This is a genomic window from Vibrio sp. R12-SW3-ISO1 (genome assembly GCF_059834005.1).
In genome coordinates, this window is sequence record NZ_JCBDGK010000018.1 from 81,774 (window position 1) to 99,912 (window position 18,139).

18 protein-coding genes, 1 tRNA gene, 1 pseudogene and 1 riboswitch are annotated in these 18,139 nt (G+C 46.9%); of the genes and pseudogenes, 13 read left to right on the forward strand and 7 right to left on the reverse strand.

Annotated features, from left to right (window positions below):
- The first annotated feature begins 12 nt into the window (after positions 1-12).
- Complete coding sequence (gene purF / locus AC6R0R_RS05660) at positions 13-1,527, forward strand: amidophosphoribosyltransferase (protein WP_500626012.1); 1,515 nt, start codon at positions 13-15, stop codon at positions 1,525-1,527.
- Between the two features lie 260 nt (positions 1,528-1,787).
- On the opposite strand, the gene AC6R0R_RS05665 is transcribed toward purF, so the two are convergent.
- A complete protein-coding gene (locus AC6R0R_RS05665; RefSeq protein ID WP_500626013.1) occupies positions 1,788-2,150 on the reverse strand; it encodes a cupin domain-containing protein in 363 nt (120 codons plus the stop codon).
- Positions 2,151-2,215: 65 nt separating this feature from the next.
- Positions 2,216-2,830, reverse strand: coding sequence for a LysE family translocator (locus tag AC6R0R_RS05670; protein WP_500626014.1), 615 nt, complete (start codon positions 2,828-2,830; stop codon positions 2,216-2,218).
- 99 nt (positions 2,831-2,929) lie between these two features.
- Here AC6R0R_RS05670 and AC6R0R_RS05675 point away from each other — a divergent pair, with 99 nt between their 5' ends.
- Positions 2,930-3,811, forward strand: coding sequence for a LysR family transcriptional regulator (locus AC6R0R_RS05675; RefSeq protein WP_500626015.1), 882 nt, complete (start codon positions 2,930-2,932; stop codon positions 3,809-3,811).
- 48 nt (positions 3,812-3,859) lie between these two features.
- On the opposite strand, the gene AC6R0R_RS05680 is transcribed toward AC6R0R_RS05675, so the two are convergent.
- Positions 3,860-4,024, reverse strand: coding sequence for a hypothetical protein (locus tag AC6R0R_RS05680; RefSeq protein ID WP_500626016.1), 165 nt, complete (start codon positions 4,022-4,024; stop codon positions 3,860-3,862).
- A gap of 395 nt (positions 4,025-4,419) precedes the next feature.
- On the opposite strand from AC6R0R_RS05680, the gene AC6R0R_RS05685 reads away from it, so the two are divergent.
- Positions 4,420-5,988 carry a polysaccharide lyase 6 family protein gene (locus AC6R0R_RS05685; RefSeq protein ID WP_500626017.1) on the forward strand — a complete coding sequence of 523 codons (1,569 nt, stop codon included), beginning with the start codon at positions 4,420-4,422 and terminating at the stop codon, positions 5,986-5,988.
- A gap of 603 nt (positions 5,989-6,591) precedes the next feature.
- Here AC6R0R_RS05685 and AC6R0R_RS05690 read toward each other — a convergent pair.
- Positions 6,592-6,667: transfer RNA gene (locus AC6R0R_RS05690), tRNA-Asn, on the reverse strand.
- 544 nt (positions 6,668-7,211) lie between these two features.
- On the opposite strand from AC6R0R_RS05690, the gene uvrB reads away from it, so the two are divergent.
- The 3 genes from uvrB to luxU all read left to right on the forward strand — a co-directional run bounded on the left by uvrB (position 7,212) and on the right by luxU (position 11,217).
- Positions 7,212-9,242, forward strand: a complete 2,031-nt coding sequence (gene uvrB, locus AC6R0R_RS05695) for an excinuclease ABC subunit UvrB (protein WP_500626018.1) — start codon at positions 7,212-7,214, stop codon at positions 9,240-9,242.
- A 251-nt stretch (positions 9,243-9,493) separates the two neighbouring features.
- A complete protein-coding gene (gene luxO, locus AC6R0R_RS05700) occupies positions 9,494-10,873 on the forward strand; it encodes a quorum-sensing sigma-54 dependent transcriptional regulator LuxO (RefSeq protein ID WP_334552735.1) in 1,380 nt (459 codons plus the stop codon).
- On the forward strand, positions 10,873-11,217 hold the full coding sequence (gene luxU / locus AC6R0R_RS05705) for a quorum-sensing phosphorelay protein LuxU (protein ID WP_334552734.1): 345 nt from the start codon (positions 10,873-10,875) through the stop codon (positions 11,215-11,217). The genes luxO and luxU overlap by 1 nt, the downstream gene beginning before the upstream one ends.
- Here luxU and AC6R0R_RS05710 read toward each other — a convergent pair.
- Entirely contained in the window at positions 11,203-12,090 is an 888-nt protein-coding gene (locus tag AC6R0R_RS05710; protein ID WP_500626019.1) for a YvcK family protein, read from the reverse strand. The genes luxU and AC6R0R_RS05710 overlap by 15 nt on opposite strands.
- 170 nt (positions 12,091-12,260) lie before the next feature.
- Positions 12,261-12,401: riboswitch (molybdenum cofactor riboswitch) on the forward strand.
- Here AC6R0R_RS05710 and moaA point away from each other — a divergent pair.
- The 5 genes from moaA to moaE all read left to right on the forward strand — a co-directional run bounded on the left by moaA (position 12,390) and on the right by moaE (position 15,174).
- Complete coding sequence (moaA, locus tag AC6R0R_RS05715) at positions 12,390-13,379, forward strand: GTP 3',8-cyclase MoaA (RefSeq protein ID WP_500626020.1); 990 nt, start codon at positions 12,390-12,392, stop codon at positions 13,377-13,379. It overlaps the preceding riboswitch by 12 nt.
- A gap of 91 nt (positions 13,380-13,470) precedes the next feature.
- Positions 13,471-13,983: a molybdenum cofactor biosynthesis protein B gene (gene moaB, locus AC6R0R_RS05720; RefSeq protein ID WP_487903400.1), complete on the forward strand. Its 513-nt coding sequence runs from the start codon at positions 13,471-13,473 to the stop codon at positions 13,981-13,983.
- A 9-nt stretch (positions 13,984-13,992) separates the two neighbouring features.
- Positions 13,993-14,475: a cyclic pyranopterin monophosphate synthase MoaC gene (moaC, locus tag AC6R0R_RS05725; RefSeq protein WP_500626021.1), complete on the forward strand. Its 483-nt coding sequence runs from the start codon at positions 13,993-13,995 to the stop codon at positions 14,473-14,475.
- On the forward strand, positions 14,468-14,713 hold the full coding sequence (moaD, locus tag AC6R0R_RS05730) for a molybdopterin synthase sulfur carrier subunit (RefSeq protein WP_334552725.1): 246 nt from the start codon (positions 14,468-14,470) through the stop codon (positions 14,711-14,713). Before moaC ends, moaD begins: the two co-directional genes overlap by 8 nt.
- A gap of 2 nt (positions 14,714-14,715) precedes the next feature.
- Positions 14,716-15,174, forward strand: a complete 459-nt coding sequence (moaE, locus tag AC6R0R_RS05735) for a molybdopterin synthase catalytic subunit MoaE (RefSeq protein WP_500626022.1) — start codon at positions 14,716-14,718, stop codon at positions 15,172-15,174.
- A 55-nt stretch (positions 15,175-15,229) separates the two neighbouring features.
- Here moaE and AC6R0R_RS05740 read toward each other — a convergent pair.
- Positions 15,230-15,466, reverse strand: a pseudogene (locus AC6R0R_RS05740) (GGDEF domain-containing protein); the annotation flags it as partial.
- Between the two features lie 132 nt (positions 15,467-15,598).
- Here AC6R0R_RS05740 and AC6R0R_RS05745 point away from each other — a divergent pair.
- Positions 15,599-16,015, forward strand: a complete 417-nt coding sequence (locus AC6R0R_RS05745; RefSeq protein WP_334552721.1) for a CBS domain-containing protein — start codon at positions 15,599-15,601, stop codon at positions 16,013-16,015.
- Positions 16,016-16,315: 300 nt separating this feature from the next.
- Positions 16,316-17,074, forward strand: a complete 759-nt coding sequence (gene udp, locus AC6R0R_RS05750; protein ID WP_500626023.1) for a uridine phosphorylase — start codon at positions 16,316-16,318, stop codon at positions 17,072-17,074.
- Between the two features lie 165 nt (positions 17,075-17,239).
- On the opposite strand, the gene AC6R0R_RS05755 is transcribed toward udp, so the two are convergent.
- Positions 17,240-18,052, reverse strand: a complete 813-nt coding sequence (locus AC6R0R_RS05755) for a hypothetical protein (RefSeq protein WP_334552717.1) — start codon at positions 18,050-18,052, stop codon at positions 17,240-17,242.
- Positions 18,053-18,139: the final 87 nt, after the last annotated feature.

Sequence of the window (18,139 nt, forward strand, 5' to 3'; positions counted from 1 at the left end):
GAGGGTTAAGACATGTGTGGTATTGTTGGAATCGTGGGCACAACGCCTGTAAACCAGTCTATCTATGACGCATTGACGGTATTGCAGCATCGTGGCCAAGATGCCGCGGGTATTTGTACCATAGATAGCAATCGTTTTCGTCTGAGAAAGGCGAACGGTTTAGTAAAGGATGTGTTTGAAGCCAAACACATGCAAAGACTTCAAGGTACAGTGGGTATCGGCCATGTTCGCTACCCAACAGCAGGAAGCTCAAGCGCGTCTGAAGCGCAACCTTTCTACGTGAACTCACCATTTGGTATCACACTGGCTCACAACGGTAACCTCACAAACGCACACGAAATTCGCGAAAAGTTGTTCGAGAAAGACCGTCGTCACATCAACACCACCTCTGACTCAGAAGTGTTGCTTAACGTGTTGGCTCATGAGATTGATACTGTCAAAGGTAACGTTACCTCTGAAGATGTGTTCCGTGCTGTCACCAACGTGCATCGCGCGATTCGTGGTGCTTACGCGGTGACGGCTATGATCATTGGTCACGGCATGATTGCGTTTCGCGATCCTAACGGCATTCGCCCACTGTGTTTAGGTAAACGCGAGGTTGAAGGTCGCACCGAGTACATGGTTGCCTCTGAATCAGTGGCACTGGATGCCGTCGGTTTTGACTTTATGCGCGATGTCGCGCCAGGTGAAGCAATCTATGCAACGTTTGATGGTCAACTGCATACTAAGCAGTGTGCGGACAACCCTCGACTCAACCCATGTATTTTCGAATTTGTTTACTTTGCACGTCCTGACTCATTTATCGATAAGATTTCGGTGTACAGCGCGCGCGTTGAAATGGGCAAGAAACTGGGCGACCGAATCCGTGACGAATTTGCTGATTTGGACATTGATGTGGTTATCCCGATTCCAGAAACCTCGTGTGACATCGCTCTACAAATCGCCCAAGCGATTGAAAAGCCTTACCGCCAAGGTTTTGTGAAAAACCGCTATGTTGGCCGCACCTTCATCATGCCGGGTCAGCAGCAGCGTAAGAAGTCAGTACGTCGTAAACTCAACGCGATTCGTTCAGAGTTTAAAGACAAGAATGTGTTGTTGGTTGATGACTCTATCGTACGTGGTACTACGTCAGAGCAGATCATCGAAATGGCCCGCGATTCAGGTGCGAAGAAAGTGTACATGGTCTCTGCTGCGCCAGAGATTCGCTTCCCGAACGTTTACGGCATTGACATGCCAAGCGCCAATGAGCTTATCGCCCATGGCCGAGACAACGAAGCGATCTGTAAGCAAATTGGTGCCGATGAGCTCATTTTCCAGACGTTGGAAGACCTTACGGACGCCGTTGGCCTAGGCAACACAGACATCTCTCAGTTCGAAACGTCGGTATTTAGCGGTGAATACGTAACCGGCGACATCAATCAGCAGTACTTAGACTTTCTTGAGTCTTTGCGCAGCGATGATGCAAAAACGCAACGAGAAATTCAGCAAGAGCTTGCTAACCTAGAGTTGCATAACGAAGGCGCGTAACCTCCACGCCCTCTACGTAAACGTATTTAATGGTCATCCAACGGATGACCATTTTTTATTGCGCCATCCGGCTGCTGTCAGATGACAATAACGTGCGAGTACTTTTTGGGTTTAAAGCCGTAATTAGCTGAACACGCGTTATCTCATTTCTGCCCCATTGTTTGTCAGCAAGATTTTAGGCCGATAAATTCTGTCCCTGACTTATCGGCACCACCTCGACCATCAGGAGCTAAATAGCGATGAAAGGAATCTCCCATCGATCAAATCCAAACGTCGTTTTCAGCTTTTAGGCTACTATCTGTATCACCAGTATTGACTACACCTTTAGGCTCAATAAGCATTACGTGACACTCCTTTTCTGCAACTGGCTTATGCTCAATTCCCTTAGGGACTACGTACATTTCTCCTTCATTTAATTCGACATAACCATCTCGAAGCTCAATACGCATAGAGCCGGAGATAACCAAAAATAGCTCATCGGTATCTTTGTGGTCATGCCAAGTAAACTCACCCTCAAATTTTGCCAGTTTTACTTGATAGTCGTTCATTTCTGAGATAACACGAGGTGACCAAAAATCATCAAATTTTTCAAATTTGTCTTTTAATTTTATTGCATTAGTCATTGTTTTTTCCTGATATTTAATTGGGTTAGTTATGTTTAATAAAGAAGTTTACGTTCAATGTCTGATTAATTATTGGCAGCTAACATTACACCAAAGGTCACAAGCCCCGCTCCGCAAACCTGATTTATTCTGCGACCCAATTGCTGAAAGATACTTAAAACCTTGGTGGATGTAACAAGAAATGCCAAAAAGCAAAACCAAACAACGTGTAGTAACGTGATGTATAAACCACATATCAACACAAAGAGTAAGTTGTTGTCATTTTCCGGTGACACGAGTTGACTAAATACACTGAGAAAGAACAACATTGTCTTAGGGTTTAGTGCGTTACAAAGAAAACCCTGTGCAAAATATTTCTTAGCAGTGCTATCTGTCGGCTTTTCGTTCTCAATGTCAATTACAAGTTTAGAGTTAAACAATCCTGAGAGGCCAAGATAGATTAGATACGCTGAACCTGCGTACTTAATCATACTGAAGATAGCCGCGTTCTGTGATAATAAGTGACTAATCCCGAGTATTGAGTAGGTAATGTGAATACAAATGCCAAGGCCAATGCCTAGTCCAGTCATTAGTCCTGCCTTCCGTCCACTACTAAGGCTATTTTTGAACACTAATACAAAGTCTGCACCGGGGCTTATCACGATTAACAGACCTAGAATTGCATAACTTATTATTTCCATATCCACTCTCTTTGCACCTTTAACTTGTCGCCATTGTAATGATTAATGAACGAGTTATAATCGAAAAAAATGCATAGTTAATGTGAGAAAAAGTCACAAATGAGACACCTAAAAGCCTTTCATGTTTTCCATATTGCAGCAGAGTCTTCCAGTTACAGTGAAGCAGCAGATAAGCTACACATAACTCACGGAGCAGTGAGTAAACAGATAAAACTGTTAGAAACTCACCTGTCTAAGGCATTGTTTTATAAGAATGGCCGGGGAATGAGCCTTACTCAGGAAGGGGAATTGCTCAAGCAATACACCAGTGTAGCCTTTGATGCATTAGATACAGGAATCAATAAGCTAAAAGAAACAACGGGTAATTATCTTGAGATCTCCTGTGAGCCAACATTAACCATGCGCTGGCTCATGCCAAGACTTTCTAATTTCTATCAAAGCTCTGGGGTTGATATCCGTTTGTCGACAGCAGGCGGCCCGGTGGTTTTGGGTGAAGCCGGGTTATCAATGGCAATTCGGCGGGATGATTTTGATATACCCTCTGACTATGTGATACATAAGTTGGTTGAAGAATGGGTTGGCCCAGTGATGTCTCCTGAATACTGGAGTACGATCCAAAGTAATCATGCGGACATAACGTTACTGCATAGTAAGACGCGTCCACATGCTTGGAATAATTGGGTAGCGGCATCAGGCTATGACTTTTACCAGAATAAGTCTAACCAATCATTTGATCATTTTTATTTCTGTATACAGGCCGCGGCTGATGGTCTGGGGGCAGCGATCGGCTCATTTCCATTAGTTGCTGATGATCTGAAAGATGGAAGGCTTATTGCTCCTTTTGGTTTTACCCCGTCAGGACATAATTACGTTCTATTACGGCAATCACAAGAGCTGGAAATCAAAGAAGAGCAGTTTCAACAATGGTTGGAAGCGGAACTGTCAAGGAGCACACCTGAGAAGCTAGAATTATGCACCTAGTGTGAGTGGTTACGCATTGATGTTCATATTGCTCAAAAATGCTTTTGCTCATTTATGTCCATTTTCTATCACCAGCGGCACCGCTTCATTAGGTGCCGTTTTGCTATCTGGAAGTTGGGGAAGGTAGATATCGCCCGAAGCTCGTAAAACGTCTTTGTCCAGAAACGTGCTAGCGGGAACACTGCTAGCAGAAAGAATTACTAACTCATTCATACTCTGTATCTTTCACAAAATACCGATCAATATTTCGTTATGGCAAGTACAATAATATTACAAATTATCCTTGATTTGCAGAGTCTCTCATATGATCTAGTTTAAAACTTCTACTAAGAGTTAAGGCGGACTCAAATAAAAGGTTTTAAAAAATAAAAGGTTTTAAAAAATAATAGGTTGAAATAAAACTTAAGAGAGCTATTGACCTGAACCAAGCCCCTTTACAACCCTGAAACAACAAAGTTTTATTTGTATTATTTAATTATTTGAACTTATCCACAGTTTAACAAAGCCGACGCGATTCAGACCACATTCCAAGGGCGAATCGGTTTTCTCGCCCTCTTGTGTGTTGCTAACCTTCCCTCATACTCAAATACCCTACGAAAGAGATACTAATGAAAAAGTCACCAATTGCATTCATTTTTGGTTCATTACTATTCGCAAGCGCGACAACGAGCCACGCAAGCACAGAACAAGTTACCCAACCGACAGCAGTTATGGTTGATCAAGGTGTTGCTGTTGCTTCTGCACAAGAGGTACTGGAGCTACGCGAGAGCATCAACAACGCGCAAGATGGCGATGTGATTAGCATCAAACCAGGTCGCTATGCCGATTTAGGTCGTGTGACGTTATCAGCGAACAACGTCAAGATTGTTGCTCAAGAGCCTGGAACTGCCATTTTTAACGGTTCAACTCAGTTCTTGATTAAGGGTGATAACAACCTAATTGAGAGCTTAGTCTTCACTGATGGGGGCGCAACGCTAAGCACTGAAAGTCATGATGCAAACATCATGGGCGTGTTTGGTATCTTTGGTAAAAACAACACCTTAAATAACTCTGTTATCTACAAGTTCAACGACTACGAATACGTAGCGGATGAGAAAGGAAAATACCCTAACATCCGTTGGATCACGGTTGGCGGCGAAAACAACAAGATTACCAACAATACTTTTGAAGGTAAGTACAAGCGCGGCGCGATGCTTGTTGTGGCAACATCAGACAAGTTAGAGAAAACTCTGATCGAAGGTAACATCTTTAAAGACCTGACGGCTTTAGATATGGAGCTGATCGAAAACTCTAACCCGAAAATGGTGAGAACCAACCGCAACGACAGACAAGCGATCCGCGTGGGTGACAGCCACAACTCACTGTTTGATTCACAAAGTATTATCCGCAATAACTACTTCGACAATATCAGTGGTTATGTCGGTAAAAACGGCTCTGGCGAGATCGAGCTTATCTCTGTGAAAGCGAGCGGCATCACTTTTGATGGCAACACAATCAAAAACAGTACTTCGATGATTTCTTTACGTCATGGCCATAATAATGTTGTGACAAACAACGTGATCTTACCGGGCAACACGGCTAACTCAGGCGGTATCCGCATCTATGATGAAAACCACGTTATTGAAAACAACTATATCGAAGGCACATTAGGTAAAGGTACTTACCGTGGCGCTCTTGTGCTGAACACAGGCATCATCGATGTAGCGAATGGCGAAGTGCTAAGTAAAGATTCAACAGACGGTAAAACACTGCAAAAGCAGTGGACACCAAAAGACGTTGTGGTTAAGAACAACACGCTAGTAAACAACACACAAGGCATCTTTGCGAGTAATGCGATTCACCGTGTGAGCTTAACCAACGATGAACGTGTTGAAACAATCTTCCCAGCTGTTAATACGCTATTTGAAAACAACCTGTCTGTCGCAACTGAAGATGGTACAAACGCATTCCGACAATTTGAAGGCGAAAAATTCCAGATGGTGGGTTCTAAGTTTGTGAACAATATCTTCTATGGTCAAATCGAAGGCTTAGACCAATTGCCTGAAGGTGTTTCTACAGACGCACCAGCGATGGAGCGCGACGAGCAAGGTCTATTGAAAGCGGTGGGTACAGTAGGTGCGTCTAACCTAACAGTACTAAATGAAGAAATGGTTGGTTCAACTATCGTTATCAACTAATCGATTTCAATAATTGAATCTGGTTCGTTCAGCCATCTATTCGCTGAACGGGCCGGCCATCCGGCTGTGACATATTCACCGTTCACAAAGCTCTAGATTTAAAAATGCCCAACTGTATAAGCTGGGCATTTTTAGGAATTTGGCTCCCCCTGCGGGACTCGAACGGGCCGGCCTTCCGGCTGCGACATATTCACCGTTCACAAAGCTCTAAACGTAAAAAAGCCCAACTTATTTCTAAGGTGGGCTTTCTTGAATCTGGCTCCCCCTGCGGGACTCGAACGGGCCGGCCATCCGGCTGTGACATATTCACCGTTCACAAAGCTCTAAACGTAAAAAAGCCCAACTTATTTCTAAGGTGGGCTTTCTTGAATCTGGCTCCCCCTGCGGGACTCGAACGGGCCGGCCATCCGGCTGCGACATATTCACCGTTCACAAAGCTCTGAACGTAAAAAAGCCCAACTTATTTCTAAGGTGGGCTTTCTTGAATTTGGCTCCCCCTGCGGGACTCGAACGGGCCGGCCATCCGGCTGTGGCATATTCATCGTTCACAAAGCTCTAGATGTAAAAATGCCCAACTGTATAAGCTGGGCATTTTTAGGAATTTGGCTCCCCCTGCGGGACTCGAACCTGCGACATACGGATTAACAGTCCGCCGTTCTACCAACTGAACTAAGGGGGAATTGCTCTAAAGCGAGCGGAATATTAGCAGTACCAGAAAATCTGTCAAGTTTCATTCTGCGTAAAAACGCAAAAATTAATCATAAAAAAAGCTTTACTTTTCTGTAGCCCTTGCGGCATTTGGGCTCTATTTACTTATCCACCAAAATTGTGGATAAGTGTGTGTATGAGATCTGATCAAGTAAAATTTCCGTCAAAATTAATGCCTTTACTCTAATTTGTAACGTGAAGAGTTTGGGTTACAACACCTTGTTCTATCAGATGATAATCGAGAAAATGCCTGAGAAACAGCGAGACCTTAGCCTGTGTATAACAAAAAGAGAATGTAACAAATTAGCTTGAAATGTGAGTAAGCTGTGGAGTAAAAGAGAGGAGTTTTAGGAGTAGATTTCCTTTAGGGGGAGGAATATTAACAGGAATGAATATGATGATCTAGAGTAAATTCTACAGATAAGAAAAATCGGTAATTTATTTTTCTCTCGCCTATTGAGTCTGTATATCTATACAGCCAAAATAGACGAAATTGTCTCACGGTGTACATGCGTATGAATAAAGTATTTGATCTGGTCTCAGACTATCAGCCATCAGGGGATCAGCCAACCGCGATCAAGCAGTTACTCGAGGGCCTTGATGCAGGGCTTGCCCATCAAACACTGCTCGGTGTTACGGGCTCTGGCAAGACGTTCACACTGGCGAATGTGATTGCTCAAGCACAAAGGCCAGCCATTCTACTTGCACCGAATAAAACACTGGCTGCGCAGCTGTACGGAGAGATGAAGTCGTTTTTCCCTAATAATGCTGTTGAGTATTTCGTCTCTTACTACGACTACTATCAGCCTGAAGCCTACGTACCTACCACCGACACCTTTATTGAAAAGGACGCCTCGGTTAACTCGCACATAGAGCAAATGCGCCTGTCGGCCACCAAAGCGCTACTTGAGCGTAAAGATGCCATCATCGTCGCGTCGGTGTCTGCGATCTATGGTTTGGGCGATCCTGAATCCTATTTGCAAATGATGTTGCACATCCGTCGCGGCGATGTGATGGACCAACGTGACATCCTGCGCCGTTTGGCCGAATTGCAATACAGCCGCAACGACGTTGCGTTCGAGCGCGGCCAATTTCGAGTGCGTGGAGAGGTGATTGACATCTTCCCAGCTGAATCGGATCAAGATGCGGTACGGATTGAGATGTTTGATGATGAGATAGATTGCATCAGCGTGTTTGACCCGCTCACGGGTGTGGTGAAACAGCGAGACCTACCGCGATTTACCATTTATCCCAAAACGCACTACGTTACCCCTCGAGATCGTATTTTAGATGCGATAGAAAAAATCAAGGTAGAGTTGGAAGAGCGTAAAAAAACGTTGCTGGAAAACAACAAATTGCTTGAAGAGCAGAGGATCTCCCAGCGTACTCAGTTTGATATTGAGATGATGAACGAGTTGGGTTTTTGCTCGGGGATTGAAAACTACTCTCGCTACCTCAGTGGTCGAAATGAGGGAGAGCCGCCGCCGACCTTGTTTGACTATCTACCGCACGATGGCTTGTTGGTGATTGATGAATCGCACGTTACAGTTCCACAAATCGGCGCGATGTTCAAAGGGGATCGCTCGCGAAAAGAGACCTTAGTGGAGTTTGGTTTTCGTCTGCCTTCGGCGCTCGATAATCGTCCGTTGAAGTTTGAAGAGTTTGAATCACTGGCACCGCAAACCATTTTTGTTTCAGCGACGCCAGGTAATTATGAGCTAGAGAAATCGGATGGGGAGATCGCCGATCAGGTCGTTAGGCCGACGGGTTTGCTTGACCCACAACTTGAAGTGCGCCCCGTGGCGACTCAGGTAGATGATCTACTGTCAGAAATTCGTATTCGAGCGGCGAAAGATGAGCGTGTGTTAGTCACGACGCTGACCAAGCGAATGGCGGAGGATCTCACTGAGTACTTGACCGAGCATGACGTCAAAGTGCGTTATTTACACTCAGACATCGATACGGTGGAGCGGGTCGAGATCATTCGCGATCTGAGACTTGGTGAGTTTGACGTCCTAGTGGGTATTAACCTTTTGCGAGAAGGGCTCGATATGCCTGAGGTCTCTCTCGTAGCGATTTTAGACGCAGATAAAGAAGGCTTCTTGCGTTCAGAACGTTCCTTGATTCAGACCATAGGCCGCGCGGCGCGAAACATTGAGGGTCGAGCGATTCTGTACGCGGACACCATCACCAAGTCGATGAAGAAAGCGATGGACGAGACGAATCGACGTCGCGAGAAACAGCAAGCTTACAACGAGAAAATGGGCATAGAGCCACAAGCATTAAAACGTAATATCAAAGATATTATGGAGCTAGGTGATATCACGAAGTCGAAGCGTCAGAAGAATCAAATCGCCGTGCCTTTGTCCAAAGTCGCCGAGTTGTCTCAATCCTATGGCAATATGAGCCCACAAGAGTTAGAGAAAGCGATCAGTCAGCTCGAAGCGCAAATGTATCGTCATGCGCAAGAGTTGGAATTTGAGCTTGCTGCTGAGAAGCGTGACCAAATTGACAAGCTGAGGCAGCAATTTATTGCCAACAGCTAATCCCAGATCACAAGACAAAAAAAAGCCAACAGAAATCAGTTCTATTGGCTATTCTTGTGAATACTTTGTTCACTAACAACGTCAGTTGGCTAGGTGACCCATGAGGGTCACAGTGTTTATTGCATCTAGCGTGCCAACTTTTAAAGCGTGATTTTCATTCAATTACGCGCTTTTCAGGTGATAAATTTGCAAAATGCAATGCGCAATGCAATCATTTAGTCGAATGCAAAATAAAAATAGACGGCTAGGCAATGAATACTCAAAAATCCAAATACCTACTCATGGTAGAAGATACGGCGTCCGTTGCGGCGCTCTATCGCTCGTATCTCACGCCACTGGGGATAGACATCAATATCGTCGGCACTGGGCGTGATGCGATTGAGAGCCTCAATTTTCGCACACCGGATCTCATCCTACTCGACTTAAGACTTCCCGATATGACGGGAATGGACGTATTAACCGCGGTGAAAGCGAAAGATCCGGATGTCCCTGTTATCTTTATGACTGCCCACGGCTCAATTGATAGCGCGGTAGAAGCGATGCGTCTTGGCGCGCAAGACTTCATGATTAAGCCGTGTGAAGCCGATCGCCTGCGCGTAACCGTGAACAACGCGATTCGTAAAGCCACTAAGTTGAAAAACGAAGCCGATAACCCGGGAAATCAGAGTTATCAAGGGTTCATCGGCAGTAGCCAAACCATGCAAGCGGTCTATCGCACCATAGACTCTGCCGCAACCAGTAAAGCGAGTATTTTTATCACTGGTGAGAGTGGCACAGGTAAAGAAGTGTGCGCCGAGGCTATTCATGCCACCAGTAAACGTGGCGATAAGCCCTTTATTGCGATCAACTGTGCGGCGATTCCCAAGGATTTGATTGAGAGTGAGCTGTTTGGCCACGTGAAAGGGGCGTTTACCGGCGCATCAACCGACAGGCAGGGCGCCGCAGAGTTGGCTGATGGTGGCACACTCTTTTTGGACGAGCTGTGTGAGATGGATCTAGACTTGCAAACCAAATTGCTGCGTTTTATCCAGACTGGTACTTTCCAGAAAGTCGGGTCGTCTAAAATGAAAAGCGTAGACGTGCGTTTTGTATGTGCAACTAACCGAGATCCTTGGAAAGAAGTGGAAGAAGGGCGTTTTCGGGAAGATTTGTACTATCGCCTGTATGTGATCCCATTGCATCTCCCGCCACTGCGTGAGCGTGGCGAAGATATTATAGAGATTGCCTACTCGCTGTTGGGTTTCATGTCTAATGAGGAAGGGAAAGACTTTGTTCGTCTGGCACCGGATGTGGTCGAACGTTTTAAACGTTATGAGTGGCCGGGCAACGTGCGTCAGCTGCAAAACGTGTTACGTAACGTCGTTGTGCTTAATAATGGCCGCGAGATCACCTTAGACATGTTGCCGCCGCCGCTAAACCAACCGGCGACCAATGAAATCCGAGTCTCTTTACCGCAGCCGGAGACGATTTCAGTGCATGAGATTTTTCCGTTATGGTTGACTGAGAAAAACGCCATTGAGCAGGCGATCGCCGCATGTGATGGCAATATACCGAAGGCCGCAGGGTATTTGGATGTCAGCCCGTCAACGCTCTATCGAAAATTACAAGCGTGGAACGCTAAGGAAAGCTAATGGAACCTGTTTTGAATCAGGCTAAAGTCGATAAGTTGGCCGATGAAATCGGCCAAGAGAATGTCCCCGTGCTATTAGACATCTTTTTAGGGGAACTGAGCAGTTACATTGAGCATCTCTCCGATGACGGTGCAACGGACGTGTTAGAGTACCTTAAAGAGATCAGCCACGCGTTGAAAAGCAGCGCCGCCAGTTTTGGCGCCGATGCCCTGTGCCATCTCTCTACGCAAATAGATACCAAAGTCAAAACCGGGGCGGAGTTAGACGTAGAGCAATCAAAGCATGCCATGATTGCTCTGCTGCACGAGACCAAGCAAAGTTACCACTCGTTATTGGTCAATTAAGTGTTCAATGGCGCTCTGCAATTTCACCCGGTCGTGACGCCAGTCGCGATTGGGTGAGGCAAGGGGCGTCGTCACACAGTTCCACTCGCTGAGCTCAGGGTGAGGCGTATCACCGAGCACCACATCAATCCTACGCCCTTGGCATGCGCGTTCACACCATTCGAGTTTTTCCCTTAAGGACATTTTCCCCGCAGGACCATGCTCCTTGGATAAGTTTTCGACGAAAATCAGTGTCGCTTTGCGATTGAGCTCGATGGCTTTACTTAATTCAGGCAGCAGCAGCGGGGGCATAATACTGGTCAGAAAACTGCCTGGGCCAAGTATGATTGCATCCGCCTGTTCAATAGCGAGGACGCCCTCTTTCGTCGCTGGTACCTCTGGCTCTAAGTCTAAACGAATCAGCTTATCTGGCATTTCATCGACACTGGTCTCACCGGTGACCCAGCGACCGTTAGGTGCAAGGGCTTTCAAGTCAGAGGGGTGCTCAGACATGGGGATGATATTGACATCCACTTTAAGCATATTGCGAATGAGATTGGTCGCCTCTAGTGGGCGCACGGATAGGTTATCCAGTGCCGTGAGCATAAGATTGCCAAGGTTATGACCATCGAGCTCTCCCGCGCCTTTGAAGCGATATTCGAACATCATTGAGCTGATGGAGGGTTCGGTGATCAATTGGTTGATACAGTTACGAGTGTCGCCCCAGGCAATGCCGCCTTGGCAGTGGCGAATGCGCCCAGTTGAGCCACCGTTATCTGTCGTCGCCACGATCCCCGTGGCGTTACTACCGAAATCTTTTAGAGCCGCCAACATGCGCCCTAGACCGTGACCGCCGCCAACTGCGACCACTTTTTTTGTATTGTATAACGTCATGTGTGTGTCATTGTTATTATCACTATGGACTACAATGTAGAGTAATCGAGGCGCCGCAAGTACTCAATAGTGGGTATTTTGGGCGCGAGATTCGGTTTTTTTACGCCAAAGGTAGAAAGGCCCACAAATTTTAAGTATTTTATCGCTTAGCTGCTGGTTCAAAACGGAATCAGTTGCCATAACTCCGAGCTTATCGGGCTAAGTTTTCAACAAGAGAATAAGCGCGCTAAGCCAGTGACATAAGGTCACAAGGGCTTGATTGGAAATGGTCATGCCTCCCGTGTTTGGAAAGGTGTTTCGTGGCGCAACAATTCGAAGATAGTTTTCAACGCAAGTTTTACTACTTGCGTCTCTCTGTTACAGATGTCTGTAACTTCAAATGTACCTACTGCTTGCCTGACGGTTACCAACCTGCGGGGCGTCGTAGCTCGTCTTTTTTATCGATAGAAGAGCTCCAACGGGTCGTCAATGCGTTCGCTGAGTGCGGCACTAACAAGGTGCGCATCACAGGCGGAGAGCCCAGCTTACGTAAAGACTTCACGGATATCATTCATACCGTCTCAAGTACGCCGGGCATCAAGAAAGTCGCCACTACGACCAATGGCTACCGGATGGAGAAGCAGGTTGAACAGTGGAAGCAAGCCGGGTTAACTCACATTAACGTTAGCGTCGATAGCCTTGACTCGCGCATGTTCCACCAGATCACCGGTGAGAACAAATTTACCCAAGTCATGGCGGGCATTGATAAAGCGTTTGAAGTGGGGTATTCGCAGGTCAAAGTGAACGTCGTGTTGATGAAAGATCTCAATGCGCAAGAGCTGCCGGCGTTTCTCGCTTGGATAAAAGACCGGCCAATCCAGTTACGTTTCATTGAATTGATGAAAACGGGTGAGATGGATGAGCTGTTTCAACGGCATCATGTCTCCGGTGTGGCGATTCGCAATCAGCTTATTGCCAACGGCTGGCTGCTCAAGGCTCGAGCCAGTAACGATGGCCCCGCTCAGGTGTTTATTCACCCAGATTACCAAGGTGAAATTGGTTTGATCATGCCTTACGAGAAGGATTTTTGCCAAAGTTGCAATCGTCTACGAGTCTCGGCAATCGGTAAATTGCACTTATGTCTGTTTGGCGAAGAGGGGGTGGATCTGCGAGATTTGCTCCAAAGTGATGCTCAACAAGCGGCGCTGACGTCGCGTATTCAGCAAGCACTTCAAACTAAATCCGTCAGTCACTTTCTTCATGATGGAAACTCAGGTGCTACACCTCATTTAGCCTCTATCGGTGGATAGCCACGTCAGAGTGACGAAAGCGAAATTGTGATCACGGGGGGACACTCGTGATGGAAAAAATAACAACGTAAATTATGTGAAAGGTGAACAAATGGGTCACGCAGAAAGCAAATTTCAACCGGCGACAATCGCGGTGTTAACCGTGTCGGATACCCGTAACGAAGAAAACGATACCTCGGGACGCTACTTGGTCGAGCAAGCTCAAGAGGCAGGACACCAAGTGGTTGATAAACAAATTGTGATTGATGACATGTATAAGATTCGTGCCATCGTCTCTCAGTGGATTGCGGATGAGTCAATCCAAGCGGTGATGATCACCGGCGGTACGGGGTTTACTTCTCGCGATAGTACGCCTGAAGCACTGAAGCCTCTGTTTGATAAAGAAGTGGAAGGGTTTGGCGAGCTATTTCGCATGGTCTCTTTTGAAGAAATCGGCACTTCAACGATTCAGTCACGTGCCATTGCTGGCTTTGCCAATCACACCGTGATTTTTGCCATGCCGGGTTCGACAGGCGCGTGTCGCACAGGCTGGACTAAGATTATCAAGCAGCAGTTGGATGCCAGCCATCGTCCTTGTAACTTTATGCCTCACTTATCAGTATAAGGGGATCGCATGAGTGAACTGACTCACATCAATGCTTCGGGTGAAGCGAATATGGTCGATGTGTCGAGCAAAGCAGACACAGTGCGCGAGGCGCGCGCTGAAGCTTTTGTTCACATGGCGCCAGAGACGCTGCAACTGATTCTCTCTGGAGAGCATCACAAAGGTGACGTGTTTGCCACCGCTCGTATTGCCGGTATTCAAGCCGCGAAAAAAACCTGGGACTTGATTCCGTTATGCCACCCGCTGTTCCTGTCCAAAGTGGAAGTACAGTTGGAAGCGCTGACCGAAAAGAGTCAGGTGCGCATCGAGTCGGTGTGCAAGCTCGCCGGCAAAACCGGCGTGGAGATGGAAGCATTGACCGCGGCTTCAGTGGCGGCGCTGACCATCTACGACATGTGTAAAGCGGTTCAAAAAGACATAGTGATCGGTTCGGTGCGTCTTTTGGAGAAAACGGGCGGAAAATCCGGGCATTTCAAGGTGGATTATGATTAACGTATTGTTTTTTGCGCAGACGCGCGAGTTGGTTGGCGTTGATACATTAACGCTCCCTGACCAATTTGACACCGTGGAGTCATTGCGTGCGCATCTTGCGCAGCAAGAGGGCAAATGGTCTCTCGCACTTGAAGCGGGTAAACTGCTCGCAGCGGTGAATCAAGCGATTGTGCCGCTTACCCATCCGCTGAAAGATGGCGATGAAGTGGCCTTTTTCCCACCAGTGACTGGGGGCTAACGATGACGGTTCGTATCTCTGTTCAAGCGGATGATTTTGATGTCGGTGAGGAGTATGGTCAGTTGGCGAAAGACGCCAGTATTGGCGCAGTGGTGACCTTTGTCGGTAAGGTAAGGGACATGAACTTGGGCGACCAAGTGACCGGTCTTACCCTTGAACATTACCCAGGAATGACGGAGTCATCGCTGCAAAAGATTTGCGACAGCGCATTGGCGCGTTGGCCGCTGGATTGTGTGCGTGTGATCCATCGTATTGGCGATCTTGATATTGGCGATCAAATTGTGTTTGTCGGTGTAACGAGTGCGCATCGCAAAGCCGCGTTTGAAGCGTGCGAATTTGTGATGGACTACCTTAAGACACAAGCGCCGTTTTGGAAAAAAGAGCGCACGACAACCGATACGCGCTGGGTGGAATCGCGTGAGTCCGATGCGCAAGCCGCACAGCGCTGGCAACAACCCTAGTGGATGCCTTGCTCTACCACTGATTGATTTGATGAATCGTACCCCGGCGCTGTTTTTTGGCAAAGAACAGCGCTTTGTCAGCTGGAAGTACTTGGTACTGGTCCAGCCCGGCAATGACTCTTGGTTCATGGTGACGCGTCGTATCACGTCCACCTATCGCCTCCACATAGACGCCCGTTTTGCTGATTAAAAAGGTCGGCTCAGGCAAAGAGGCAAACACCGTATGCATCAACGCGGGGTTCACTTTCATCAATTCAGTCAACGTTGAGTTCACGGGCTCATACCTCTCCATCGCTATCACTAATTACAGTTTAGTCATTAAGTTGAGGGGCGGTGGAAAAATGCGCAGCGCCATTTGTGAAATCAAGAAATTAGACGACAATATATAGTATGACCCACCCAGAGCACGGACAAGGAGACGCAGATGGAATCATTAAAGGTCAGAGACTATATGACGTTACAAGCGGTGACATTTACCCCCAATATGTCGTTGAGTGCGGCGCTTGAAAAGGTGATGAACTCAAATTATCTCGGTGGGCCCGTGATTGACGAGAGCAAAAAAGTGATTGGTTTTCTCTCGGGCCAAGACCTGTTGGATAAACTCATCAAGGTGAGTTACTACTGCCAAGATACCCATATCGTATCGGACTGTATGAGCAAGGAGGTACTTTCAGTGACCCCTGAGACTTCTATTATCGAGTTGGCGGATATGATGAAGGTCGGTAAGCCTAAGGTCTACCCTGTCATTGACAATGGTCGATTGGTTGGGATCATCACGAGAAGAGATGTGTTACGCGCGATCGGTAAAACCATCAACGATTGCTTTAAGCATCCGGTTTAATCTACGTCTCGCCGTTTATTTCGCTCTCGGAGGCATCGCTGTTGACCTCGGGGTGATGGCCGTAGCGATGAGAAAACGTGAGATCAAACGGCGGTTTTATGTGCAAAATTGACGATATTGCGCATTAAAGTGTGATGCAAAACGGTTTATTGTGAAAATGAATGTTTTGTTGCTTTGTTATGTGTGATCTAAATCACTATATATTGCTGCTGACTTGGTTAGAGTAGCCGGGTACCCAAACAAATGTAAGAACAGGCCGCCACCCATTCGATGAGCCTGTCACTATAAGGAGCCTCCCCTATGTCTCAAGCTGTTTTCCACCTTGGTGTTACGAAAGATGATCTTGCTGGTGCGACACTCGCGATCATCCCTGGCGATCCTGCACGTGTGCAAAAAATTGCTGAAGAGATGGATAATCCCATCTTTCTCGCCAGTCACCGCGAATACACGCTGTACCGCGCTGAATTAGAGGGCAAGCCTGTTGTTGTGTGTTCAACCGGTATTGGTGGCCCATCGACTTCTATTGCGGTTGAAGAGCTAGCGCAGTGTGGTGTGCGTACCTTCCTACGTGTTGGTACCACTGGTGCAATCCAACCGCATGTGAATGTTGGCGATATGATTGTTTCAACCGGCTCTGTGCGTCTCGATGGTGCCAGTCTGCATTTCGCGCCTATGGAGTTCCCAGCGGTGGCTGATTTTGATGTGGCAACAGCGATGAAAGCGGCGGTAGAAGAGACAGGTGCAACGGTTCACATGGGTGTCACGGCTTCCAGTGATACCTTCTACCCTGGTCAAGAGCGTTACGATACTTTCTCTGGTCGCGTGGTGAAACGTTTCCAAGGCTCGATGAAAGAGTGGCAAGATATGGGCGTACTGAACTTCGAGATGGAGTCAGCGACCTTATTGACGATGTGTGCAAGCTCTGGCCTAAAAGCAGGTTGTGTGGCGGGTGTCATCATCAACCGAACTCAAAAAGAGATCCCTGATCACTCTACGCTAAAAGAAACCGAAGCACGCTCGATTAAAGTTGTCGTCGAAGCGGCGCGCAAAATGCTCTAAGTAACGATGCTCTAAGTAACAAAGCTCTAAATATCAGAGTCTTTAGCGCATATTCGCGTTGAGCAAACAATGATGAAAACGGCCAGGTCTTATCACCTGGCCGTTTTATTTATTTAACATAGATTGGCAACAATAGATTTTGCTAAAACGTGTATCGCTAGCCGTTCACGCTATCGCTACTCGAGGAAGTGGCAGATAGAGTGTTTCCGTCATGTCCGATAACACTTGGTCATAGACTTGCGAGATAACCGCAGACACGTCACTGGTCAGTTCATACAAGGCTTCTTCTGTCCAATCTAGCTCCTCGCTGATGGCGATTTCAGTCAGGTCACGCATCGCGGCACTGCTGGCTGGCGAGGCAACACTCAATGGACTGATGATCGACAGTTGGTTAAGTTTACGACGTGTTTTGTCGCAATAGTATTTAACGCGCAAGCGACCATCAATAGTATCGATTTCTGGAATGCACAAACGCAGTTGAGTCAGCACTTCCATACTGTCGAGGATTTGTTGCCAGTTCATGTGGTACTCATCACTGAGATCTTCACGCTCAGACTCAATCAACCATGCAATCGCGACTTCATCCATCAAGAACATGCAGTGACGAATGGTTTTACCGTGGATGACTTGGTTGCGAATCACGGTTCTGTCTTGCCACTCTTTATGCATGCCTTTGAGTTTTAATTGGAAAATTCGGTACATGGGTTTGTTGTCAAAGGGCGCGTTGGCCACCAAGCCATTGGTGATATCGACCATTTGATCGTAGAGCGCTTCAATTTCTTCCAGCTCACTATCCGTCACCTCCTTGGTTAACGCCAAGTGGGTCGCGCTACGATGTTTGCGGCTAAGCAACATCACCTGTCGCAGCAAGACCAGTGTTTCAAACTTGCGCTCTAAAGTGCTTTGACGCTTTTTAGAGAAGTAAAGCATGACAGCCAATACGGCTATCGATAGAACCACTGAGATCAACACAAACATAACGTACTCCTTGTACTCGCCTACTACTAAGTGGGTAGAGCAGGAACAGTGCCAACTTATAAGTTGTTTTAATACAGTAGGTTACAT

Bases quoted from the DNA above. Each gene is read 5' to 3' on its own strand.
- AC6R0R_RS05745 (WP_334552721.1), top strand. From the start codon at position 15,599: ATGGAATCATTAAAGGTCAGAGACTATATGACGTTACAAGCGGTGACA.
- AC6R0R_RS05710 (WP_500626019.1), bottom strand. From the start codon at position 12,090: ATGACGTTATACAATACAAAAAAAGTGGTCGCAGTTGGCGGCGGTCAC.
- luxU (WP_334552734.1), top strand. From the start codon at position 10,873: ATGGAACCTGTTTTGAATCAGGCTAAAGTCGATAAGTTGGCCGATGAA.
- moaC (WP_500626021.1), top strand. From the start codon at position 13,993: ATGAGTGAACTGACTCACATCAATGCTTCGGGTGAAGCGAATATGGTC.
- udp (WP_500626023.1), top strand. From the start codon at position 16,316: ATGTCTCAAGCTGTTTTCCACCTTGGTGTTACGAAAGATGATCTTGCT.
- uvrB (WP_500626018.1), top strand. From the start codon at position 7,212: ATGAATAAAGTATTTGATCTGGTCTCAGACTATCAGCCATCAGGGGAT.
- AC6R0R_RS05685 (WP_500626017.1), top strand. From the start codon at position 4,420: ATGAAAAAGTCACCAATTGCATTCATTTTTGGTTCATTACTATTCGCA.
- moaE (WP_500626022.1), top strand. From the start codon at position 14,716: ATGACGGTTCGTATCTCTGTTCAAGCGGATGATTTTGATGTCGGTGAG.
- AC6R0R_RS05680 (WP_500626016.1), bottom strand. From the start codon at position 4,024: ATGAATGAGTTAGTAATTCTTTCTGCTAGCAGTGTTCCCGCTAGCACG.
- AC6R0R_RS05755 (WP_334552717.1), bottom strand. From the start codon at position 18,052: ATGTTTGTGTTGATCTCAGTGGTTCTATCGATAGCCGTATTGGCTGTC.
- moaB (WP_487903400.1), top strand. From the start codon at position 13,471: ATGGGTCACGCAGAAAGCAAATTTCAACCGGCGACAATCGCGGTGTTA.
- AC6R0R_RS05670 (WP_500626014.1), bottom strand. From the start codon at position 2,830: ATGGAAATAATAAGTTATGCAATTCTAGGTCTGTTAATCGTGATAAGC.
- purF (WP_500626012.1), top strand. From the start codon at position 13: ATGTGTGGTATTGTTGGAATCGTGGGCACAACGCCTGTAAACCAGTCT.
- AC6R0R_RS05675 (WP_500626015.1), top strand. From the start codon at position 2,930: ATGAGACACCTAAAAGCCTTTCATGTTTTCCATATTGCAGCAGAGTCT.
- moaD (WP_334552725.1), top strand. From the start codon at position 14,468: ATGATTAACGTATTGTTTTTTGCGCAGACGCGCGAGTTGGTTGGCGTT.
- AC6R0R_RS05665 (WP_500626013.1), bottom strand. From the start codon at position 2,150: ATGACTAATGCAATAAAATTAAAAGACAAATTTGAAAAATTTGATGAT.
- luxO (WP_334552735.1), top strand. From the start codon at position 9,494: ATGAATACTCAAAAATCCAAATACCTACTCATGGTAGAAGATACGGCG.